This is a genomic window from Serratia sp. K1WW1 (genome assembly GCF_055790865.1).
Map to the genome: position 1 here is coordinate 5,766,889 of NZ_CM147697.1, position 21,534 is coordinate 5,788,422.

Here is a 21,534-nt window from a genome sequence, read left to right on the forward strand (position 1 = left end):
CTTCAGCGAGGAGAGCAATATGTCACTGGCGGTAATCTATACCCGTGCCACGATCGGCGTGCAGGCGCCTTCGGTCATGGTTGAGGTCCATATCAGTAACGGATTACCCGGCCTTACACTGGTCGGCCTGCCGGAAACCACGGTGAAAGAAGCCCGTGACCGGGTGCGCAGCGCACTGATCAACAACGGCTTCACCTTTCCGGCCAAACGCATCACCGTCAATCTGGCCCCGGCCGACCTGCCTAAGGAAGGGGGGCGTTATGATTTACCCATTGCGCTGGCCATTCTGGCAGCCTCAGAGCAGCTGCCAGCAGATAAGTTGGCGCACTATGAGTTCCTGGGTGAATTGGCGCTTTCAGGCGCATTGAGGGCGGTGCACGGCGCCATTCCGGCGGCAATAGCGGCTGCCGAGGCCAAACGTGAGCTGATCCTGGCGGCGGCCAACGGCAAAGAGGCAGGGTTGCTTCCTAACAGCACGACCCGAGTCGCTGAACATTTACTGGAGGTTTGCGCTTTTTTGCAAGGTAAGGGGGATCTGCCAATCGCCGTAGCGCCCCCTGCGGCCGCCACGTCAACGGAAACTGCCGACCTGCAGGAAGTCATTGGTCAGGAGCAGGCAAAACGAGCGTTGGAAATTGCCGCGGCCGGGGGCCACAACCTATTGCTGCTTGGCCCCCCGGGCACCGGAAAAACCATGCTGGCCAGCCGCCTCAACGGTTTGCTGCCGCCGTTAAGCGATCGGGAGGCGCTGGAAAGCGTTGCCGTTGCCAGCTTATTGCATCACCCTGATGAAACCCTGCCATGGCGACAGCGGCCGTTTCGTGCCCCGCATCACAGCGCTTCGATGGCTGCCCTGGTTGGGGGTGGTTCCTTGCCGCGGCCAGGGGAAATCTCTATGGCGCACAACGGCGTGCTCTTTCTGGATGAGTTACCCGAATTTGAACGGAGAGTGTTAGATGCGCTGCGTGAACCGCTGGAATCCGGTGAAATCGTCATCTCACGCGCCAGCGCCAAGGTACGCTTCCCAGCCAGGGTGCAGCTGATTGCGGCGATGAACCCCAGCCCAACCGGGCACTATCAGGGCATACACAACCGCACGCCACCGCAGCAAATCTTGCGCTACCTCGGCAGGCTCTCTGGCCCCTTCCTCGATCGATTTGATTTATCGATTGAGGTGCCACTGCTGCCATCGGGCGTACTGGCCAAGCAGCACCATGCGGGGGAAAGCAGCCAACAGGTACGTCAACGGGTGCTGGTGGCGCGCGAGCGGCAGCTGGCACGGGCAGGAAAAGTGAATGCGCTGTTGAGTAACCGCGAGGTGGATCGGGATTGCCATTTGCCTGCAGCGGAAGCGGAGTTTTTAGAGAAAACGCTGAGCCAACTGGGATTATCGGTTCGAGCCTGGCATCGCATCCTGAAAGTGGCACGCACGCTGGCCGATTTGGCGGGGGAACCACAGATTGATAAACGCCACCTCAGCGAAGCGCTCAGCTATCGCAGTATGGATCGCCTGCTGCTGCAGCTACACCGTAGCCTGGAATAAAAAATGGGGCCGAATGGCCCCATGATGATCAATCGTCGCTTTCAGTGTAGTCTTCTACCGCATCAGCCTGCGGCTTGCCACCTGACAGCGTATGGAATTTTTTCGGGCGGCGGGTGCGCGCCAGATATTTAGACCATACTTTTTCTTGCTCGGTTACCGGTTCACGCTCACCGCGACACACTGCAACGAACAACTGCTCTTCTTCAGTGGCTGGCTGGCGTTTGCCGGCATCCAACTCGTTGAACGCATACCCGAAACGCTCTAGCAATTGCGCTTCTTTAATGGTGAAATCGCCGTGACGGGAGAACCCGCGAGGATAGTTTTTATTATCAAAAAAACGACTGTTGGTGGTGAAGCTATCCGCCATCTGACACGCTCCTAATTCTCTCATGGCCGTGCTGTTTATGGCGCGGAGTATTAGATAGGCTTGACATCGTGTAAAACAAAACATTTAAATCTTAACGATAAAAAACTTTGGAGATTGGTGTGGACACCGAATTACTGAAAACCTTTTTGGAGGTCAGTAGAACGCGACACTTTGGCCGCGCAGCGGAATCCCTGTACTTAACGCAGTCTGCGGTGAGTTTCCGTATCCGTCAGCTTGAAACTCAATTAGGGGCGAATTTATTCACCCGCCACCGCAACAACATCCGCCTGACACCTGCAGGAGAGCGGCTGTTGCCCTATGCCGAGAGCCTGATGAACACTTGGCAGTTGGCAAAGAAAGAGGTGGTGCGATCGCTACAGCACAGCGAACTTTCGATCGGCGCCACCGCGTCGCTATGGGAAGCTTACCTCACGCCCTGGCTGCAATCGCTCTACCAGCAGCGGGAGGCCTTGCAGCTCGAAGCCAGGATTGCTCTGCGTCATTCTTTGGTGAAGCAGCTACATGAAAGACAGCTCGATTTGCTAATCACCACCGAACCGCCAAAGATGGATGAGCTGGCCAGCCAGCAGTTGGGTAACTTCTCGCTACGCCTGTTTTCTTCGTCGCTACGCGATAATCCCGCCCCCATGCCTTACATCAAACTGGAATGGGGTGCCGATTTTCACCAACAGGAAGCCCGCATGCTTGAGGGCGACAGCATGCCCGTGCTGACCACCACTTCAGCACATCTGACGCGTCAATTGCTGGAGACAACCGGTGGCTGTGCATTTCTCCCCAGCCAGTGGGAAAAAGAGTATCCTCAGCTGATCGCCGTTGCTGATGCCCAGCCGATCATCCGCCCGCTTTATGCCGTCTGGCTGCAAAACAGCGACCAGCAACCGTTAATCCGCCAACTGCTGAAAATACCTTTAAATACCGCAACCTGAGCCGCTATGACGGCTTCAGGCGTGGATGGCGGGGTTTTGCCCGTCTGGTCTGCCAAAAGGCGCTCATCGCCTTCTGGAGGCCGATAAAGCAGAACAGCAGGATGCCGATGACGATTTTGGTCCACCAGGAGCTGAGCGAGCCATCAAAAGTGATGTAACTCTGGATTAGGCCCTGGATCAGCACGCCAAACAGGGTACCCAAGATGGTGCCGACACCACCGGTCAGCAACGTTCCCCCAATGACGACCGCCGCAATGGCATCCAGTTCGACACCGCTGGCAGCCAGCGCGTAACCGGCGGAAGTGTATAGCGAGAAAATTATGCCGGAGAGGGCCGCCAGCGTGCTGGAAAGCATGTAAATCTGGATGGTGGTACGCCGTACCGGCACCCCCATCAGCCCAGCGGAGACCGGATTACCCCCGATGGCATAGACGTTATGGCCAAAGCGGGTACGATGCGCCAGGATCATGCCAATCGCCACGACCAGCAACATCACCAACGCCAGTAAGGTAAATCGGCCACCACCGGGGACTTTCCAGGCATAGTTTGCCAGCGTGGCATACAGCGGGTGATCGATCGGCAAAGACTCTTCTGACACGATAAAACTCATGCCGCGCACGAAGAACATCCCCGCGAGCGTGATGATAAATGCAGGTAATTTCAGTACGTCGATGATCCAACCCATCAGCGCACCAAATGAGGCCCCCATCAGCAAGGCAATGACAAATGCATAACCTGGAGCAATACCATAAGTGCCAATTAGCTTGGCCAGCAGTACGCCGGTAAAGGCGATCACCGAGCCCACCGAAAGATCGATACCCCCTGAAAGGATCACAAAGGTCATGCCCACGGCCACTATGCCGAGAAAGGCGTTGTCGGTCAGCAGATCGCACCAGACGCGGGTGGAAGCGAAGCTGGGGAATTGGCTAAGGCAAAAGGCATAGCCCAACAGGAAAACCGCGATAGTGATCAATAGGGGAAGGTTACGTTTCATCATGATTTCCGTCTCCGCCACAGCCGCTGTAATGACACACAGGGGGATTGCACCAGCAACACGGCTAATACCACCACCGCTTTCAATACCAGGTTAAACTCCGGTTTATAGCCCGAAAGCAGAATTCCAGTATTCATACCCTGAATAATTAGCGCCCCCACCACCGAGAGCAGCAGGTTAAAACGCCCGCCCAGCAGTGACCCACCACCAATCACCACGGCCAGGATCGCATCCAGTTCGAGCCACAGGCCCGCATTGTTGGCATCCGCACCACGGATATCCGCCGTGACGATAACCCCCGCCACCGCCGCGCACAGGCCGCAAATGATATATACCGCAATGATCACCCAGCGAGTACTGACGCCAGCATTACGTGCCGAGCGCAAATTGATACCGACCGCCTCAATAAACAGCCCCAAAGCGGTTTTGCGTGTCAGTAACCAAATCAGCAGCAGCATGATGGCAGCAATGATCACCGGCATCGGCAGATACATCAGCGAACCACTGCCGAGCTTGGCTAATCCTTCACTCTCAAAGGTGACGATTTGCCCTTCGGTAATCAACTGCGCGATACCGCGCCCGGCCACCATCAGCATCAAGGTGGCGACGATCGGCTGGATTTGCAGCACCGCAACCAGGAAGCCGTTCCACAGGCCACACAGTGCCCCAACCGCTAATGCGGCCCCCAGGATGTAAGCTAATGGGTAGCCAGCGCTGGTCATGGTGGCAGCGGTCGCCCCGGCAATCGCCATCACCGCACCTACGGAGAGATCGATCCCACCGGTAGCGATCACTAGCGTCATACCCAAGGCAAGCAGCGCAACGGGGGCACCGCGATTAAAAATATCAATCACGCTGCCGAACAGGCGGCCATCCTGGATATGAATTGAAAAGAAGTGGGGGGCGACCAGGCTATCGATAAGCAAAATCACCGCCAGCGCCCCCAGCTGCGTCGCTCCGGCGGGCATTACCCACCTTACTTTGCGCGGTCCACCGGTCATGGGAAAACTCCTGTGGTTCATGCTGCCCCCTGTTGCACGGCAATGGCCTGCATAATGGCGGGAACCGTAATGGCATCATGCTCAAGCTGCGCCACATGTTTTCTATCGCGTAATACCACGATGCGATCGGCATAGCCTGCCAGCTCCTCCAGTTCGGAGGAGATCACCAGCAGCGCCAACCCTTCATCACAGAGCCGTTCAATCAGTCGGATAATTTCCGCATGGGCACCCACGTCAATGCCACGGGTTGGCTCATCCAGGATCAGGAAACGAGGTTTAGTCGCCAGCCAGCGGGAAAGCAGCACCTTCTGCTGGTTACCGCCGGAAAGGTACTGGATTTGCTGCTCCGGCCCCGGCGTGCGGATCCCCAGCAGTTTGATGAAATCCTCCGTAATTCGGGTTTGCTCACGCAACGGGATAGGCCGTAACCAGCCACGCTGCGCCTGCAATGCCAGAATGATGTTTTCCCTTACCGTGGCCGCGCCGACAATACCGTCGGTCTTACGATCTTCTGGGCAATAGCCAAATCCCAGGCTGGCCGCTTTACGAGGGGTAGGGATCGCCACCGTTTTGCCCTCAACCTTCGCTATACCTTTATCCCGAGCCTTAATGCCGAAGATCAGTTGAGCCGTCTCTGTCCGCCCCGACCCCAGTAAACCAGCCAGGCCGACTATTTCCCCAGGGCGGATCGCCAGATCAAAGGGCTCAACCATGCCGCGTCGGCCATAACCGCTAAATTCCACTAACGGCGGAGCCTGCACGGCCTGATGTTCGCTGCGTTTGAGCAGCGTCTCATCAAAACTGTGGCCAAGCATCATCTGCACCAACTCGAGCCGTGGCAGCTCGGCGGTGACACGGGTCCCGACCAGCTTGCCGTTACGCAACACCGTAATACGATCGCTGATGCGGTAAACCTGTTCGAGAAAATGGGTGACGAAAATCATCCCCATTCCCTGCGATCGCAGTTGGCTGAGAATATCCAGCAGCATGGTGACTTCCTTGGCATCCAGGCTGGCGGTGGGTTCATCCAGGATCAGCACCTTGGCGGAGAGATCGACGGCGCGAGCAATCGCGACAATTTGCTGAATGGCGATAGAGTAGTTGCCCAGCGGCTGGCTGACATCTAGCGGTAATCCATACCCTTCCAGCAGCTTACGGGCATTACGCAACATGGTTTTTTGATCGATCAGGCCAAAGCGGGTAGGTTCGCGGCCGATAAACAGATTGGCGGCCACCGAGATATTAGGCAGCAAGTTTACTTCCTGATAGACGGTGCCAATCCCCAACGATTGCGCCTGGGCCGTATTCTGTGGCGCAATCGCGGTGCCTTCTAGCCAGATCTCACCGGCGGAGCGTTGGTAAACACCGGTCAATGCCTTAATCAGCGTGGACTTGCCCGCGCCGTTTTCCCCAAGAAGCGCCACCACCTCACCGCGCTGTAGTGTGAAATCAACCTGCTCCAGCGCTTTTACACCTGGAAACTCCACGGATAACCCGCTTATTGCCAATAATGCTGCCTGAGGTGTGGCCATTATCTGCTCCGCCTGTTAACGATCAATATCCCATGCTTTTCTTCATATCGTATTCTTGTCTGGCCGTTTCAGGCTGCAGCAGTTTCGACTCGGTCTGGATAAATTTCTGTGGCTGTGTGCCGTCTTTTTTCAATGCAATCAAGGCATCAAACGCAGGTCCTGCCATATTTGGCGTCAGTTCAACCGTGGCGTTGGCTTCCCCTTCCATCATCGCTTTAAAGATATCCGGCACGCCGTCGATGGAAACAACCTTGATCTGTGAACCCGGTTTGAGACCGGCTTCTTTGATCGCCTGGATGGCACCAATGGCCATATCGTCGTTATGTGCATAGACGGCACAGATGTTTTTGCCGTTCTGTTCAGCCTTGATAAAGCTTTCCATCACTTCTTTACCCTTGCTGCGAGTAAAGTCGCCGGACTGCGAACGGATGATTTTGACGTTGTCGGCAGAGGCAATACCATCCGCAAAGCCTTTCTTGCGGTTGATGGCCACGCTGGCCCCAACGGTGCCTTGCAGTTCCACCACGTTACAGGGCTTGCCCGCAACGGCTTTCACTAGCCATTCGCCTGCGACTTTCCCTTCATGGACGCTGTCAGAGGCGACGGCTGCGGTATACAGCGAGGGATCGTTCACTTCAATCATGCGATCCAGCAGGAAGACCGGAATTTTGGCCTCTTTCGCTTCCTGCAATACCGGAGTCCAACCGGTAGCCACCACCGGCGCAATGAAGATGGCGTCAACGCCCTGAGCAATAAAGGATCTCACCGCCTTGATCTGGTTTTCCTGCTTTTGCTGTGCGTCGGCGATTTTCAGCGTAATACCCCGTTTTTCCGCCTCCTGTTTCGCCACTTTGGTTTCTGCCGAACGCCATCCTGATTCAGAACCAATCTGAGAAAAGCCGACAACCAAGGGGGCAGCCTGCGCCGCTCCCATCAACACGCCGCTTACGGCGGCCGCTAACAGTAAACGCTTAACCATGTTTTTCTCCTCGCTCTGCCTGAATCGATCAGACAGAGATGGCTGTGGGTATATTCGCTTTCATCGAGTGTGCCCAAAAAACTCGTGGGGCTTATAAGGTGTAGTTGAAATACAGACAGGAATGATGAGCGATATCACAGCGCGGGATTACAACCATTTTGTACATAGATACAGCAAGAAATGTCTAAATTGGGAACGATTTCGGCGGGAATTTTGTACGCGTTAGCGGCAGGAGTGGCAATTTTAGGCGAGTAGAAAGCAAAAAAAACCCTTCGCTTTCGCAAAGGGTTTCTAATATGGCAGGGGCGGAGAGACTCGAACTCGCGACACCCGGTTTTGGAGACCGGTGCTCTACCAACTGAGCTACGCCCCTAAATTACGCTTAACATTATGCCTGCTAAAGTTAGCAGGCATAATTTAAATAAGTGGCGGAACGGACGGGGCTCGAACCCGCGACCCCCTGCGTGACAGGCAGGTATTCTAACCAACTGAACTACCGCTCCACCGATTCTTCTACGTCGCATCTTTCGATGCTGGCAAAACCACCTGGGTGATTTCGCGCATTACCAGATGTCATACTGATAACGTTTATTTGATGCCTGGCAGTGTCCTACTCTCGCATGGGGAGACCCCACACTACCATCGGCGCTACGGCGTTTCACTTCTGAGTTCGGCATGGGGTCAGGTGGGACCACCGCGCTATTGCCGCCAGGCAAATTCGTTTCATTCCAACCGCTTCACTCTCGTGTCGCCATCGGAACCAATCTCGGAACTTCGCTGAAAATCTCTACAATCTCTCTAAAACACCTTCGGTGTTGTAAGGTTAAGCCTCACGGATCATTAGTACTGGTTAGCTCAATGCATCGCTGCACTTACACACCCAGCCTATCAACGTCTTAGTCTTAAACGTTCCTTCAGGGGCCTTAAAGGCCCAGGGAAGACTCATCTCGAGGCAAGTTTCGCGCTTAGATGCTTTCAGCGCTTATCTTTTCCGCACTTAGCTACCGGGCAGTGCCATTGGCATGACAACCCGAACACCAGTGGTGCGTTCACTCCGGTCCTCTCGTACTAGGAGCAACCCCTCTCAATCTTCCAACGCCCACGGCAGATAGGGACCGAACTGTCTCACGACGTTCTAAACCCAGCTCGCGTACCACTTTAAATGGCGAACAGCCATACCCTTGGGACCTACTTCAGCCCCAGGATGTGATGAGCCGACATCGAGGTGCCAAACACCGCCGTCGATATGAACTCTTGGGCGGTATCAGCCTGTTATCCCCGGAGTACCTTTTATCCGTTGAGCGATGGCCCTTCCATTCAGAACCACCGGATCACTAAGACCTACTTTCGTACCTGCTCGAGCCGTCACTCTCGCAGTCAAGCTAGCTTATGCCTTTGCACTAACCTCACGATGTCCGACCGTGATTAGCTAACCTTCGTGCTCCTCCGTTACTCTTTGGGAGGAGACCGCCCCAGTCAAACTACCCACCAGACACTGTCCTCACCCCAGATTATGGGGCCGAGTTAGAACATCAAACATTAAAGGGTGGTATTTCAAGGTTGGCTCCATGCAGACTGGCGTCCACACTTCAAAGCCTCCCACCTATCCTACACATCAAGGCTCAATGTTCAGTGTCAAGCTATAGTAAAGGTTCACGGGGTCTTTCCGTCTTGCCGCGGGTACACTGCATCTTCACAGCGAGTTCAATTTCACTGAGTCTCGGGTGGAGACAGCCTGGCCATCATTACGCCATTCGTGCAGGTCGGAACTTACCCGACAAGGAATTTCGCTACCTTAGGACCGTTATAGTTACGGCCGCCGTTTACTGGGGCTTCGATCAAGAGCTTCGCCTTGCGGCTGACCCCATCAATTAACCTTCCAGCACCGGGCAGGCGTCACACCGTATACGTCCACTTTCGTGTTTGCACAGTGCTGTGTTTTTATTAAACAGTTGCAGCCAGCTGGTATCTGCGACTGGCTTCAGCTCCGAGAGCAAGTCTCTTCACCTACGCGCCAGCGTGCCTTCTCCCGAAGTTACGGCACCATTTTGCCTAGTTCCTTCACCCGAGTTCTCTCAAGCGCCTGGGTATTCTCTACCTGACCACCTGTGTCGGTTTGGGGTACGATTTGATGTTACCTGATGCTTAGAGGCTTTTCCTGGAAGCAGGGCATCAACTACTTCTGCACCGTAGTGCATCGTCATCACGCCTCAGGGTTGATAAGCAACCGGATTTACCAGGTCACTCCCCCTACACGCTTAAACCGGGACAACCGTCGCCCGGCTAGCCTAGCCTTCTCCGTCCCCCCTTCGCAGTAACACCGAGTACAGGAATATTAACCTGTTTCCCATCGACTACGCCTTTCGGCCTCGCCTTAGGGGTCGACTCACCCTGCCCCGATTAACGTTGGACAGGAACCCTTGGTCTTCCGGCGAGCGGGTTTTTCACCCGCTTTATCGTTACTTATGTCAGCATTCGCACTTCTGATACCTCCAGCAAACCTCACAGTTCACCTTCAACGGCTTACAGAACGCTCCCCTACCCAACAACGCCTAAGCGTCGCTGCCGCAGCTTCGGTGCATGGTTTAGCCCCGTTACATCTTCCGCGCAGGCCGACTCGACCAGTGAGCTATTACGCTTTCTTTAAATGATGGCTGCTTCTAAGCCAACATCCTGGCTGTCTATGCCTTCCCACATCGTTTCCCACTTAACCATGACTTTGGGACCTTAGCTGGCGGTCTGGGTTGTTTCCCTCTTCACGACGGACGTTAGCACCCGCCGTGTGTCTCCCGTGATAACATTCTTCGGTATTCGGAGTTTGCATCGGTTTGGTAAGCCGGGATGGCCCCCTAGCCGAAACAGTGCTCTACCCCCGAAGATGAATTCACGAGGCGCTACCTAAATAGCTTTCGGGGAGAACCAGCTATCTCCCGGTTTGATTGGCCTTTCACCCCCAGCCACAAGTCATCCGCTAATTTTTCAACATTAGTCGGTTCGGTCCTCCAGTTAGTGTTACCCAACCTTCAACCTGCCCATGGCTAGATCACCGGGTTTCGGGTCTATACCTTGCAACTATTCGCCCAGTTAAGACTCGGTTTCCCTACGGCTCCCCTATACGGTTAACCTTGCTACAAAATATAAGTCGCTGACCCATTATACAAAAGGTACGCAGTCACACCACGAAGGTGCTCCCACTGCTTGTACGTACACGGTTTCAGGTTCTATTTCACTCCCCTCGCCGGGGTTCTTTTCGCCTTTCCCTCACGGTACTGGTTCACTATCGGTCAGTCAGGAGTATTTAGCCTTGGAGGATGGTCCCCCCATATTCAGACAGGATGTCACGTGTCCCGCCCTACTCATCGAACTCACAATTAATGCATTTTAGTGTACGGGGCTATCACCCTTTGCTGCGCGACTTTCCAGACGCTTCCACTAACACAAGAACTGATTCAGGTTCTGGGCTGTTCCCCGTTCGCTCGCCGCTACTAGGGGAATCTCGGTTGATTTCTTTTCCTCGGGGTACTTAGATGTTTCAGTTCCCCCGGTTCGCCTCGTATGGCTATGTATTCACCATACGATAGTGTGTCGAAACACACTGGGTTTCCCCATTCGGGTATTGCCGGTTATAACGGTTCATATCACCTTACCGACACTTTTCGCAGATTAGCACGCCCTTCATCGCCTCTGACTGCCTAGGCATCCACCGTGTACGCTTAGTCACTTAACCTCACAACCCGAAGGTGTTTCTGTAAACAGAGACACTGTCGTGCTGTTTATTTGAGAGACTCTATGACAGGTTAATCCTTACCCCAATACATCTACGGAGGGATAAGTTTCAGCTGTCATGTTTCAATTTTCAGCTTGTTCCAGATTGTTAAAGAGCAAAATACTTCGCAGCATACTGTTGCCAGTACACTCTGAAGTATTATCAAGGACTATATGGATATGGTGGAGCTAAGCGGGATCGAACCGCTGACCTCCTGCGTGCAAGGCAGGCGCTCTCCCAGCTGAGCTATAGCCCCATACAGTCACTTGCAGAAACCTTTATTTACCACTCGCGTGAGTAACAGTCTTTCCTGTTGGAAATCCTGTTAATTCGTGCTTAGGCAAGGCATGCGTAAGGGAAGTTTACTGTTGGGTAAACGACCGCGCGCATAACGCAGCATAAGTGCGAATTTGGTAGGCCTGAGTGGACTTGAACCACCGACCTCACCCTTATCAGGGGTGCGCTCTAACCACCTGAGCTACAAGCCTATAAAGGTATTTCTGCTCGTTACTTTTTCATCAGACAATCTGTGTGGACACTGCACTCGAACACATATCTTTAGGTAAGGAGGTGATCCAACCGCAGGTTCCCCTACGGTTACCTTGTTACGACTTCACCCCAGTCATGAATCACAAAGTGGTAAGCGCCCTCCCGAAGGTTAAGCTACCTACTTCTTTTGCAACCCACTCCCATGGTGTGACGGGCGGTGTGTACAAGGCCCGGGAACGTATTCACCGTAGCATTCTGATCTACGATTACTAGCGATTCCGACTTCACGGAGTCGAGTTGCAGACTCCGATCCGGACTACGACATACTTTATGAGGTCCGCTTGCTCTCGCGAGTTCGCTTCTCTTTGTATATGCCATTGTAGCACGTGTGTAGCCCTACTCGTAAGGGCCATGATGACTTGACGTCATCCCCACCTTCCTCCGGTTTATCACCGGCAGTCTCCTTTGAGTTCCCACCATTACGTGCTGGCAACAAAGGATAAGGGTTGCGCTCGTTGCGGGACTTAACCCAACATTTCACAACACGAGCTGACGACAGCCATGCAGCACCTGTCTCACAGTTCCCGAAGGCACCAATCCATCTCTGGAAAGTTCTGTGGATGTCAAGAGTAGGTAAGGTTCTTCGCGTTGCATCGAATTAAACCACATGCTCCACCGCTTGTGCGGGCCCCCGTCAATTCATTTGAGTTTTAACCTTGCGGCCGTACTCCCCAGGCGGTCGACTTAACGCGTTAGCTCCGGAAGCCACGCCTCAAGGGCACAACCTCCAAGTCGACATCGTTTACAGCGTGGACTACCAGGGTATCTAATCCTGTTTGCTCCCCACGCTTTCGCACCTGAGCGTCAGTCTTTGTCCAGGGGGCCGCCTTCGCCACCGGTATTCCTCCAGATCTCTACGCATTTCACCGCTACACCTGGAATTCTACCCCCCTCTACAAGACTCTAGCTTGCCAGTTTCAAATGCAGTTCCCAAGTTAAGCTCGGGGATTTCACATCTGACTTAACAAACCGCCTGCGTGCGCTTTACGCCCAGTAATTCCGATTAACGCTTGCACCCTCCGTATTACCGCGGCTGCTGGCACGGAGTTAGCCGGTGCTTCTTCTGCGAGTAACGTCAATCCAACAGCGTATTAAGCTATTGGCCTTCCTCCTCGCTGAAAGTGCTTTACAACCCGAAGGCCTTCTTCACACACGCGGCATGGCTGCATCAGGCTTGCGCCCATTGTGCAATATTCCCCACTGCTGCCTCCCGTAGGAGTCTGGACCGTGTCTCAGTTCCAGTGTGGCTGGTCATCCTCTCAGACCAGCTAGGGATCGTCGCCTAGGTGAGCCATTACCTCACCTACTAGCTAATCCCATCTGGGCACATCCGATGGTGTGAGGCCCGAAGGTCCCCCACTTTGGTCCGAAGACGTTATGCGGTATTAGCTACCGTTTCCAGTAGTTATCCCCCTCCATCGGGCAGTTTCCCAGACATTACTCACCCGTCCGCCGCTCGTCACCCAGGAGCAAGCTCCCTGTGCTACCGCTCGACTTGCATGTGTTAGGCCTGCCGCCAGCGTTCAATCTGAGCCATGATCAAACTCTTCAATTAAAAGCTTGATTTGCTGCAACTCGTGCAGCGATGCTCGAAAATTAACTTTCGTAATAATTCATTCGCATGAATTACTGCTTGGTCACTCTTCAAGACTTGATATTTTTTTTGCTACCGAAGTAGCTGGATATCGTCTTGTGAGTGCCCACACAGATTGTCTGATAAATTGTTAAAGAGCGTTCGTTACCGTGAAGTTTCTCGGTAACGCGGGAGGTGCATATTACGCTTTCCCGCTGAAGAGTCAACCTTTTTCTCTTACGAGACACGGTGTTTTCACCGGGTTGCTTCTTCCTGGCTGGGCGACTTGTTCGTCGTTGTTCCCGGTCAGTGGAGGCGCATTATAGGGAGTTCTCAGAACGCCGCAACCCCTAAATTCACTTTTTTTACTGACCGTCGAATGTTTAAGCAAAAACCCATTAAAGCGGCAGTTTTTTCAACGATTTAAAGCCATAACCCTGCAAAACGGGCAATAAAGCATCGGTGTCTTCATTCAGCGCCATGCAATACGCCAGATTCTCTTCCTGAGTTGAGACCAGATTTTCCTGAGTAGAGATAAGCCAGGCGGCTCTGCGGGCAATTGCCGCACCGGAATCCACCAGACGCGTTCCTTCAGGCAGGACTTGCATCAGCTCTTCAGATAATAGAGGGAAATGAGTACAGCCCAACACTACCGTGTCCGGTGGCTCGCGCATGCTCAGCCACGGCTGCAATATTTTCTTCAGCGTTGCCAGCGGCACAGGTTCACCATGCAGCTTGGCTTCTGCCAGTTCCACCAGCTCAGAAGAGCCTAACAGCTCAATTTTGCAATCTGTCGCGAAACGCTCGATCAGTTCATGAGTATAAGTACGCTGAACCGTACCGCGCGTGGCCAGCAAACCGACGATACCGTTGGCGGTCAGTTTGGCAGCAGGCTTGATCGCAGGCACCACCCCCACTACCGGGAAAGCGAAACGTTCACGCAGTGCAGGTAAGGAAACGGTACTAGCGGTATTACAGGCGATAATGACGATCGCCAGAGGATGGCGCTGCTGAACCGCACTGACAATTTCCAGCACGCGCTCAACGATAAACTCTTCGGATTTCTCGCCGTAGGGGAATGCCACGTTATCGAAGGCATAGATATAGTGGAGATCCGGCAGCAGTTGCCGAACCTCCTGAAACACTGACAACCCACCGACGCCGGAATCAAAAACCAGCGCCGTCGGGCGAGGAGCCGCAGTGGCGTTAGAAGGTATAGCTGCCAGTGAGGTAGTACTCTCTTCCTGGAGTAGCGTAGCCATAAGCCGTCTCATAATCTTTATCAAACAGGTTGGCAATTCTACCACGAACTGTCAGCTGAGAGGTTATTGGATATGAGGCGCTCACGTCGACCGTGCTGTAACTCGGCAATTCGCGTTGCTCAGGGTTATAAGTAGAAGAGATATTGTCGTAACGCTTGCCGTAGTATTGATACGAGATATCCATGTCCAGGTTGAACATCGTCCAATCCAACTGATATTTGGCCTGACGTTTCGAACGGCGCGCCAGCACCTCGTCGGTCTGGTCATTACGCGGATCGATATATTGCAGCGTCAACCGGTGGGTGAACATCCAGGTATCAAAGCTACCCGTCCATTCCACGCCTTTAATCGTTGCCTTGTCCACATTGTAATACTGCCCCTGATAGGTCACCGGGTCAGAATCATAGTTGATCAGGTTCTGGATTTTGTAATGGTAAGCAGACAGACGCCAATCCAACGGCCCGGTCAAACCTTCCAGACCCATTTCCCACTGTTTGGACTCTTCCGGCTTGAGGTTGCTGTTGGAATCAATGCCAAAGCGTTTTGAGCCATATTGCTGACCCAATGACGGCGTCAGGAAACCCGTACCATAAGACAAAGTGGCTCGATAGCCATCAACAAACTCCCAACCTGCCGCGGTCTGCCAAGTGCCGTGCCAACCAAAGTCACCTGCCTTGTCTTCACGCCCAGAGGCTTCCAGCGTCACGCTGCCAAACTGCTGTTGACCGCTCAGGTACAGCCCCGTGTTGTCTCTTTTATAGGTATCGGCAAAGGAACTGTCGGAAGAAGTCAGGCGCTGTTGCTGGAAATCGGCACCGGCGGTAACGCTACCGTGCTCGAAAGCATAGGTATTGCCCCATTGCAGGTTACGCTGATCCATATCATCCAGCGTAGTGCTGATGCCATAACGGCCATTCTGGCTGCTGTAGTTGTAATCTTTCTGTTTCTGATAGCTGCCCGTCAGTTGAGAAGAGAAAGCCCCAGACAGGAAACGCAGCCCCATATCATAGGTATGGCTATACAGGCGGTCTTCATCATTACTGTACTTCGGGCTGTAAGGTACACTGCCGACATCGTAGTCCGAGTTATTGGTATAACCATAACCCCGCACGAAGCCTGAGAAATTCTGATTGAACTGCTGTTCCAACCCGCCCCAGAAACTTTTATTACGGAAACCATCACGATCGCTGTCGACCGAATAAGGCGAGCCTGGCTGCACATTGAAACCATTGGTCATCTGGTAGCTGCCCGCAACGGTAGCAACAGTGTTATCAAAACGCTGGCGCAAGGCACCATCGTACTGCTGGTATCCTTTAGAACCGATACCCGCCTGGACTTTGCCGCCCTCTTTATCCGTCTGGGTAATGATGTTGATGACCCCGCCGATGGCACCAGAACCGTAAATGGCAGAGCGCGGCCCACGGATAAACTCCACACGCTGAACCAGCGCCAACGGAACCTGGTTAAAATCGACGCCGTTGCTGATCCCCAAACGGGCCATTGGCACGCCGTCGATCAGAACCAATACATGGCGAGCTTCGGTGCCCCGTACAGAGAGAGATGACCCCTGCCCCATACCGCCGTACTGTGAAATATCGACACCGGGCAAACGGCGCATCACATCATTGAGGCTTTTGGCCTGCCAGCGATCGATATCTTCGCGGGTTACCACATCGGCAGGCGCCAATACGGAAGAGACCGGTTGAGGGAAGCGATTGGCGGTAACCACCAGATCATCGCTACTTTTAGCCGTGGTGTTATCTTGCGCCCATCCAGAAAATGCCGTCGCGGAAGAGACCACCGCCAGCAGTGTATTTTTTATCATTGTCATTATAAAAAGCATCCAAACTTCATTGGGGATGCCGCAGGGCCACGGCCGGTAGTTCGCGACGGCTATGGATATTGCGACGTACACCGGTAGGTTTTCGGGCTTGGGATTTGCCGGTTGCCTGTGGCAACCCGCACCGGGCGATGACTTCCCATCCTGCAGTGGACAGTGTCTGCGTCATTTAACGCTATCGCCGTGACTTCCCCATACCGCTGCGCGTCAGCTCCAGATTTGCACTGGATTCCCTTTTCACTCGCTGCTTGAGACCGGATGGCAATGCTACAATCAATGAAAATGGATGTCTAGATTGCCAACAGTGTTGCAAAATAGCACCACAACAAAACTGGACTTCACGGGCTGATTCCCTACAATCCCCGCTGATCCAATTTGCCTGACGAGAGAAAACATGACGCCCGAGAATTTGCCCATTGAACGCTATGACGACCAACTGGCGGAGAAAACAGCCCGCCTGAAGACCATGATGTCACCGTTCACGGCGCCCGAGCCGGAAGTGTTTCGCTCGCCAGTCAGTCACTACCGGATGCGTGCGGAATTCCGCATCTGGCATGATGAGGACGATATGTACCACATCATGTTCGATCAGCAGACCAAGCAGCGTATTCGCGTCGATAGCTTCCCGGCGGCCAGCGAGCTGATTAACCGCCTGATGAGTGCCCTGATGGTGGCCCTCAAGCCCAATCCGGTGCTGCGCCACAAGCTGTTCCAGATCGATTATCTTTCTACGCAGAGCGGTAAGATCATTGCCTCGCTGCTGTATCACCGCAAGCTGGACGAACAATGGCAGCAAGATGCCACTGCGCTGCGTGACGCGTTACGCTCAGACGGCTTCGATGTGCAGCTGATTGGCCGCGCCTCGAAGATGAAAATCATGCTGGATCAGGACTACGTCGACGAAGTGCTGCCGGTCGCTGGCCGCGAAATGATTTATCGCCAGGTTGAAAACAGCTTCACCCAGCCCAACGCAGCCATGAACGTGCAAATGCTGGAATGGGCGCTGGATGTGACCCAAGGTTCAAAAGGGGATCTGCTGGAGCTGTATTGCGGTAACGGCAACTTCTCGCTGGCCTTGGCCCGCAACTTCGAACGGGTGTTAGCCACTGAAATTGCCAAGCCTTCGGTGGCGGCGGCGCAGTACAACATCGCAGCCAATAATATCGACAACGTGCAGATTATCCGTATGGCGGCGGAAGATTTCACCCAGGCAATGAACGGCGCTCGCGAGTTCAACCGGTTAAAAGGGATCGATCTGAGCAGCTATAACTGTGAAACGATTTTCGTCGATCCGCCGCGCAGCGGGCTGGATGAGGAAACGGTGAAGATGGTGCAGACCTATCCACGCATCCTTTACATCTCCTGCAACCCGGAGACCCTATGCGCCAATCTGGATACGCTGCAGGCCACGCACAAAATCACTCGCCTGGCTCTATTCGATCAGTTCCCATACACCCATCATATGGAATGTGGCGTATTGCTCGAACGCCGCTGATCTAGACGGGCGCAAAAACCAAAAAAGGCACTCCGCAAAGTGCCTTTTCTCGATAAAACCATTTTTAATGCTGAACAGTGACGGTATTGCGTTTCTTTAATTGGAAACCAAGCCAGAACACCAGCACCACGCAGACAATCGAAGGCAGGAAGTTCGAGCCGATCTGCGGGTATTCCGCACGCACGATCGCGCTATATCCCAGGACGCCCAACAGGAAACAGCCAGCCGCCAGTTTTGGCATACCATCCGGCATTGGCTGGTTCAGGTAACGCTGATGCAGGCAATATACCGCCAACACCAAAGCAATCAACGGGAAGGCTGAAAACGACACCACCGAACTGAACAGCGCGGCAAAGGAACCGTTTACGGACAGGCCGGCAATCAACGCCAGCAGTAAAGTACCATTCTCACGGCTTAGTTTTTCCATGACTTTCACCTTGTTATACGTGGGATACAGATGCTTTTTCTTGTTCGCGGCGATACCAGTAATACGCTCCTTTGGAGATCATCCGCAGTTGCAACACTAACCTTTCTTCGAGCTGCCGCCGTTGTTCAATATCAATATCCAGCGCTTCCGCACCGGCACTGAACACAATCGTCACCATAGCTTCCGCCTGCGCCTCGGTAAAACTGCGCGGCATATGGTTTTCCAGCTCAAGGTAATCTGCCAGTTCGGCGATAAAATGTTGGATTTCCCGTGCTACCGCCGCACGAAACGCGGCCGAGGTGCCAGAACGTTCACGCAGCAACAGCCGAAAGGCGTTGGGATTATTGCCGATAAACTCCATAAAGGTCGATACCGACGTGCGGATCACGCTGCCGCCTTTGGCAATACGCTGGCGTGCCTGGCGCATCAATTGGCGCAGCATCAGGCCGCTTTCGTCAACCATGGTGAGCCCAAGCTCATCCACATCGCGAAAATGACGATAGAAAGACGTGGGCGCGATGCCCGCCTCTCGTGAGACTTCACGCAGGCTCAGGCTGGCAAAACTGCGCTCGGCACTCAGCTGGCTGAAAGCCGCCTCAATGAGGGAACGACGAGTGCGTTCTTTTTGTTGTGCTCTGACGCCCATTTGCATATCCGGATGACTTCCCTTCTTCAGTCTAACGCCGCAGAACTGGCAATATAGCAAATTTATTGCAACAGCATTTATACAAACGCGCTTTGTCACAGTTCTGGGCCACACCGATTGTGCTTTGCCACAAAAAGGCTAATGGTAATTGGGCACGCAGCGCTATGATGTTAAGATACCGTTGTAAATTTGTATAAGAACAGGTCTCTCCTACATGCAACAACACTATCAATTTGATGCCATTATCATCGGCTCCGGCCCTGGTGGTGAAGGCGCAGCCATGGGTCTGGTGAAACAAGGTGCCCGCGTGGCCGTGATCGAACGGTACAATAACGTGGGCGGCGGCTGTACTCACTGGGGAACCATCCCCTCAAAAGCCCTCCGCCACGCCGTCAGCCGCATTATCGAATTCAACCAGAACCCGCTTTACAATAACTCCCGCACCCTTAGCGCCACCTTCCCTGACATTTTACGCCACGCCGACAGTGTGATTAACCAGCAAACGCGCATGCGCCAAGGGTTCTACGAGCGTAACCAGTGCAAGCTGTTCGCCGGTAACGCCAAGTTTATCGACGCCAACACCGTCAGCGTAAGCTATATGGATGGCACGCAGGATACCATCCGCGCCGACCATATTGTGATCGCCTGTGGTTCACGCCCTTATCATCCGAACGGCGTTGATTTTAACCACTCGCGCATTTATGACAGCGACTCCATCCTGGAGCTGAACCACGAGCCACGCCACGTGATTATCTACGGCGCAGGGGTGATTGGCTGCGAATATGCTTCTATCTTCCGTGGTTTGAACGTGAAGGTGGATTTGATCAACACCCGCGATCGGCTGCTGGCGTTCCTCGATCAGGAGATGTCAGATTCTCTGTCTTATCACTTCTGGAATAACGGCGTGGTGATCCGCCACAATGAAGAGTTCGAGAAGATTGAGGGTACCGATGACGGCGTGATTGTGCATCTGAAATCCGGCAAGAAAGTGAAGGCCGATTGCCTGCTGTACGCCAATGGCCGTACCGGTAATACCGATGCGCTGGGCCTGGAAAACGTGGGTCTGGAATCAGACAGCCGTGGCCTGCTGAAGGTCAACAGCATGTATCAGACCGCCGTATCCCACATTTATGCCGTGGGTGACGTGATCGGCTATCCGAGTCTGGCGTCTGCCGCTTATGACCAGGGCCGCATCGCCGCGCAGGCCATCTCCTCTGGGGAAGCCAGCGGGCATCTGATCGAAGACATTCCAACGGGCATTTATACCATTCCAGAAATCAGCTCCGTCGGTAAAACCGAGCAGGAACTGACGGCGATGAAAGTGCCCTACGAAGTGGGCCGCGCCCAGTTCAAACACCTGGCCCGGGCGCAGATTGCCGGCATGAACGTGGGTAGCCTGAAGATCCTGTTCCACCGCGATACCTTGCAGATCCTGGGGATCCACTGCTTTGGTGAGCGTGCGGCAGAGATCATTCACATCGGTCAGGCGATCATGGAACAGAAAGGTGAAGGTAATACCATCGAGTATTTCGTCAATACCACCTTCAACTATCCGACCATGGCCGAAGCCTACCGTGTGGCAGCGCTAAACGGCTTAAACCGCCTGTTTTAAGTTCGCGTCCAGGTAGTTCTGCATGTGTTCGCGAATAGCCTCGGCCAACTGCTCATAGCGGCTACGCAGCGGGGAGCCGGGGCGATACACCAGAGCAATGGTGCGCTTCGGTTCCGGTTTGTAGCACTCGAGATAGCACACGCCATCACGTTCGCGCTCACGCGGTACTGCCAAAGCGGGCAACAGCGTTATCCCACTGCCTGCGGCAACCATATTACGCAGCGTTTCCAGGCTGGTCGCACGGAAGTGGGTATCCTCATCCGCACCGGCCTGGAAGCAAAAGCCCAGCGCCTGATCGCGTAAACAGTGGCCATCTTCCAGCATCAGCAGTTTTTCACCCGCCAAATCGGCCATCGCCACGCGTTCCCGCTGCGCCCACGGATGGTCGGAATAGACTGCCAATTGCATCGGCTCATCGAACAAAGGCACTTCGATAAAGGCTTCGGTCTCTTTCACCAGGGCAAGAATAGCGCAGTCCAACTTGCCGCTGTCCAACTGTGCCAGCAGTTGATGGGTTTGTGCTTCGTGCAGGTACATTTCCAACTTGGGAAAGGATTTATGCAGCGTCGGGATAATCTGCGGCAGCAGATAAGGCCCCACGGTAGGGATCAGGCCGATATGCAACGGCCCGGACATCGCCTCCCCCTGCTGGCTAGCCATTTCCTTCAAGACTTTGACTTCGCGTAGCACGGTGCGCGCCTGCTCCACCAGCAGTAAGCCTGCCTGTGTGAAAAGCACCTTACGGCTGGTCCGCTCAAGCAGCATCACGCCCAACTCGTCTTCCAGTTTGCGGATCTGCCCACTCAATGTTGGTTGGCTGACATGGCATGAGTCGGCAGCGCGCCGGAAATGGCGGTGCTCGGCCAAGGCGACCAGATACTCTAAATCACGAATATTCATTGTTGTTTCCCTCCTGGCCATGATAGCTCATGGCGATAGATAAGATAGCAACGAGTGATTAGAACTATCAAGCCCCGCAGTGAATAATGTCCCCCAACAAA

The 21,534-nt window shown here is 54.0% G+C and carries 14 protein-coding genes, 4 tRNA genes, 3 rRNA genes and 1 riboswitch; of the genes, 4 read left to right on the plus strand and 17 right to left on the minus strand.

Features of this window, described 5'->3' with window-relative positions:
- Positions 1 to 19 precede the first annotated feature (19 nt).
- A complete protein-coding gene (locus tag ACX9GU_RS26215; protein ID WP_473193370.1) occupies positions 20 to 1,543 on the plus strand; it encodes a YifB family Mg chelatase-like AAA ATPase in 1,524 nt (507 codons plus the stop codon).
- Between the two features lie 28 nt (positions 1,544 to 1,571).
- On the opposite strand, the gene ACX9GU_RS26220 is transcribed toward ACX9GU_RS26215, so the two are convergent.
- A complete protein-coding gene (locus tag ACX9GU_RS26220; protein ID WP_021181829.1) occupies positions 1,572 to 1,910 on the minus strand; it encodes a MaoP family protein in 339 nt (112 codons plus the stop codon).
- A gap of 119 nt (positions 1,911 to 2,029) precedes the next feature.
- On the opposite strand from ACX9GU_RS26220, the gene hdfR reads away from it, so the two are divergent.
- The gene (gene hdfR, locus ACX9GU_RS26225) at positions 2,030 to 2,857 is read left to right on the plus strand and encodes an HTH-type transcriptional regulator HdfR (protein WP_473193371.1); all 828 of its coding nucleotides are present in this window, start codon (positions 2,030 to 2,032) and stop codon (positions 2,855 to 2,857) included.
- Positions 2,858 to 2,861: 4 nt separating this feature from the next.
- Here hdfR and yjfF read toward each other — a convergent pair whose 3' ends face one another.
- The 13 genes from yjfF to btuB all read right to left on the minus strand — a co-directional run bounded on the left by yjfF (position 2,862) and on the right by btuB (position 16,338).
- Entirely contained in the window at positions 2,862 to 3,854 is a 993-nt protein-coding gene (yjfF, locus tag ACX9GU_RS26230; RefSeq protein WP_059199402.1) for a galactofuranose ABC transporter, permease protein YjfF, read from the minus strand.
- The gene (gene ytfT / locus ACX9GU_RS26235) at positions 3,851 to 4,852 is read right to left on the minus strand and encodes a galactofuranose ABC transporter, ATP-binding protein YtfT (protein WP_473193372.1); all 1,002 of its coding nucleotides are present in this window, start codon (positions 4,850 to 4,852) and stop codon (positions 3,851 to 3,853) included. The genes yjfF and ytfT overlap by 4 nt, the downstream gene beginning before the upstream one ends.
- Positions 4,853 to 4,869: 17 nt before the next feature.
- Positions 4,870 to 6,384, minus strand: coding sequence for a galactofuranose ABC transporter, ATP-binding protein YtfR (gene ytfR, locus ACX9GU_RS26240; protein WP_473193373.1), 1,515 nt, complete (start codon positions 6,382 to 6,384; stop codon positions 4,870 to 4,872).
- A gap of 22 nt (positions 6,385 to 6,406) precedes the next feature.
- Complete coding sequence (gene ytfQ, locus ACX9GU_RS26245; RefSeq protein WP_021807362.1) at positions 6,407 to 7,363, minus strand: galactofuranose ABC transporter, galactofuranose-binding protein YtfQ; 957 nt, start codon at positions 7,361 to 7,363, stop codon at positions 6,407 to 6,409.
- Between the two features lie 297 nt (positions 7,364 to 7,660).
- Positions 7,661 to 7,736 (minus strand) — tRNA-Trp (locus ACX9GU_RS26250).
- Between the two features lie 53 nt (positions 7,737 to 7,789).
- A tRNA-Asp gene (locus ACX9GU_RS26255) sits at positions 7,790 to 7,866 on the minus strand.
- Positions 7,867 to 7,960: 94 nt separating this feature from the next.
- Positions 7,961 to 8,076: ribosomal RNA gene (gene rrf / locus ACX9GU_RS26260) — 5S ribosomal RNA — on the minus strand.
- Positions 8,077 to 8,182: 106 nt separating this feature from the next.
- Positions 8,183 to 11,090: ribosomal RNA gene (locus ACX9GU_RS26265) — 23S ribosomal RNA — on the minus strand.
- A gap of 219 nt (positions 11,091 to 11,309) precedes the next feature.
- Positions 11,310 to 11,385 (minus strand) — tRNA-Ala (locus ACX9GU_RS26270).
- A 155-nt stretch (positions 11,386 to 11,540) separates the two neighbouring features.
- A tRNA-Ile gene (locus ACX9GU_RS26275) sits at positions 11,541 to 11,617 on the minus strand.
- 75 nt (positions 11,618 to 11,692) lie between these two features.
- A 16S ribosomal RNA gene (locus ACX9GU_RS26280) occupies positions 11,693 to 13,233 on the minus strand.
- Together the 16S, 23S and 5S rRNA genes with 4 tRNA genes alongside form the textbook arrangement of a ribosomal RNA operon.
- Before the next feature lie 416 nt (positions 13,234 to 13,649).
- On the minus strand, positions 13,650 to 14,513 hold the full coding sequence (murI, locus tag ACX9GU_RS26285; RefSeq protein WP_473193374.1) for a glutamate racemase: 864 nt from the start codon (positions 14,511 to 14,513) through the stop codon (positions 13,650 to 13,652).
- Positions 14,458 to 16,338 (minus strand): TonB-dependent vitamin B12 receptor BtuB, encoded by a 1,881-nt coding sequence (btuB, locus tag ACX9GU_RS26290; RefSeq protein ID WP_473195241.1) that lies wholly within the window; start codon positions 16,336 to 16,338, stop codon positions 14,458 to 14,460. Before btuB ends, murI begins: the two co-directional genes overlap by 56 nt.
- Before the next feature lie 74 nt (positions 16,339 to 16,412).
- Positions 16,413 to 16,627, minus strand: a riboswitch (cobalamin riboswitch).
- A gap of 120 nt (positions 16,628 to 16,747) precedes the next feature.
- Here btuB and trmA point away from each other — a divergent pair.
- Positions 16,748 to 17,848, plus strand: coding sequence for a tRNA (uridine(54)-C5)-methyltransferase TrmA (gene trmA / locus ACX9GU_RS26295; protein ID WP_473193375.1), 1,101 nt, complete (start codon positions 16,748 to 16,750; stop codon positions 17,846 to 17,848).
- 64 nt (positions 17,849 to 17,912) lie between these two features.
- Here the strand turns inward: trmA and ACX9GU_RS26300 are convergent, their stop codons facing one another.
- Complete coding sequence (locus ACX9GU_RS26300; RefSeq protein ID WP_141133184.1) at positions 17,913 to 18,275, minus strand: YijD family membrane protein; 363 nt, start codon at positions 18,273 to 18,275, stop codon at positions 17,913 to 17,915.
- Positions 18,276 to 18,288: 13 nt separating this feature from the next.
- On the minus strand, positions 18,289 to 18,921 hold the full coding sequence (gene fabR, locus ACX9GU_RS26305; RefSeq protein ID WP_024482854.1) for an HTH-type transcriptional repressor FabR: 633 nt from the start codon (positions 18,919 to 18,921) through the stop codon (positions 18,289 to 18,291).
- Positions 18,922 to 19,135: 214 nt separating this feature from the next.
- On the opposite strand from fabR, the gene sthA reads away from it, so the two are divergent.
- Entirely contained in the window at positions 19,136 to 20,533 is a 1,398-nt protein-coding gene (gene sthA / locus ACX9GU_RS26310) for a Si-specific NAD(P)(+) transhydrogenase (RefSeq protein ID WP_021807209.1), read from the plus strand.
- On the opposite strand, the gene oxyR is transcribed toward sthA, so the two are convergent.
- Positions 20,516 to 21,433 carry a DNA-binding transcriptional regulator OxyR gene (gene oxyR, locus ACX9GU_RS26315; protein ID WP_021181915.1) on the minus strand — a complete coding sequence of 306 codons (918 nt, stop codon included), beginning with the start codon at positions 21,431 to 21,433 and terminating at the stop codon, positions 20,516 to 20,518. The two genes, sthA and oxyR, sit on opposite strands and share 18 nt — an antisense overlap.
- Positions 21,434 to 21,534: the final 101 nt, after the last annotated feature.

What these genes read in the sequence shown, in the direction of transcription:
- murI (WP_473193374.1), bottom strand. Translation starts at nt 14,513, where the DNA reads ATGGCTACGCTACTCCAGGAAGAGAGTACTACCTCACTGGCAGCTATA.
- ACX9GU_RS26300 (WP_141133184.1), bottom strand. Translation starts at nt 18,275, where the DNA reads ATGGAAAAACTAAGCCGTGAGAATGGTACTTTACTGCTGGCGTTGATT.
- ytfT (WP_473193372.1), bottom strand. Translation starts at nt 4,852, where the DNA reads ATGACCGGTGGACCGCGCAAAGTAAGGTGGGTAATGCCCGCCGGAGCG.
- ACX9GU_RS26220 (WP_021181829.1), bottom strand. Translation starts at nt 1,910, where the DNA reads ATGGCGGATAGCTTCACCACCAACAGTCGTTTTTTTGATAATAAAAAC.
- yjfF (WP_059199402.1), bottom strand. Translation starts at nt 3,854, where the DNA reads ATGATGAAACGTAACCTTCCCCTATTGATCACTATCGCGGTTTTCCTG.
- oxyR (WP_021181915.1), bottom strand. Translation starts at nt 21,433, where the DNA reads ATGAATATTCGTGATTTAGAGTATCTGGTCGCCTTGGCCGAGCACCGC.
- ytfR (WP_473193373.1), bottom strand. Translation starts at nt 6,384, where the DNA reads ATGGCCACACCTCAGGCAGCATTATTGGCAATAAGCGGGTTATCCGTG.
- ytfQ (WP_021807362.1), bottom strand. Translation starts at nt 7,363, where the DNA reads ATGGTTAAGCGTTTACTGTTAGCGGCCGCCGTAAGCGGCGTGTTGATG.
- ACX9GU_RS26215 (WP_473193370.1), top strand. Translation starts at nt 20, where the DNA reads ATGTCACTGGCGGTAATCTATACCCGTGCCACGATCGGCGTGCAGGCG.
- fabR (WP_024482854.1), bottom strand. Translation starts at nt 18,921, where the DNA reads ATGGGCGTCAGAGCACAACAAAAAGAACGCACTCGTCGTTCCCTCATT.
- sthA (WP_021807209.1), top strand. Translation starts at nt 19,136, where the DNA reads ATGCAACAACACTATCAATTTGATGCCATTATCATCGGCTCCGGCCCT.
- trmA (WP_473193375.1), top strand. Translation starts at nt 16,748, where the DNA reads ATGACGCCCGAGAATTTGCCCATTGAACGCTATGACGACCAACTGGCG.
- btuB (WP_473195241.1), bottom strand. Translation starts at nt 16,338, where the DNA reads ATGATAAAAAATACACTGCTGGCGGTGGTCTCTTCCGCGACGGCATTT.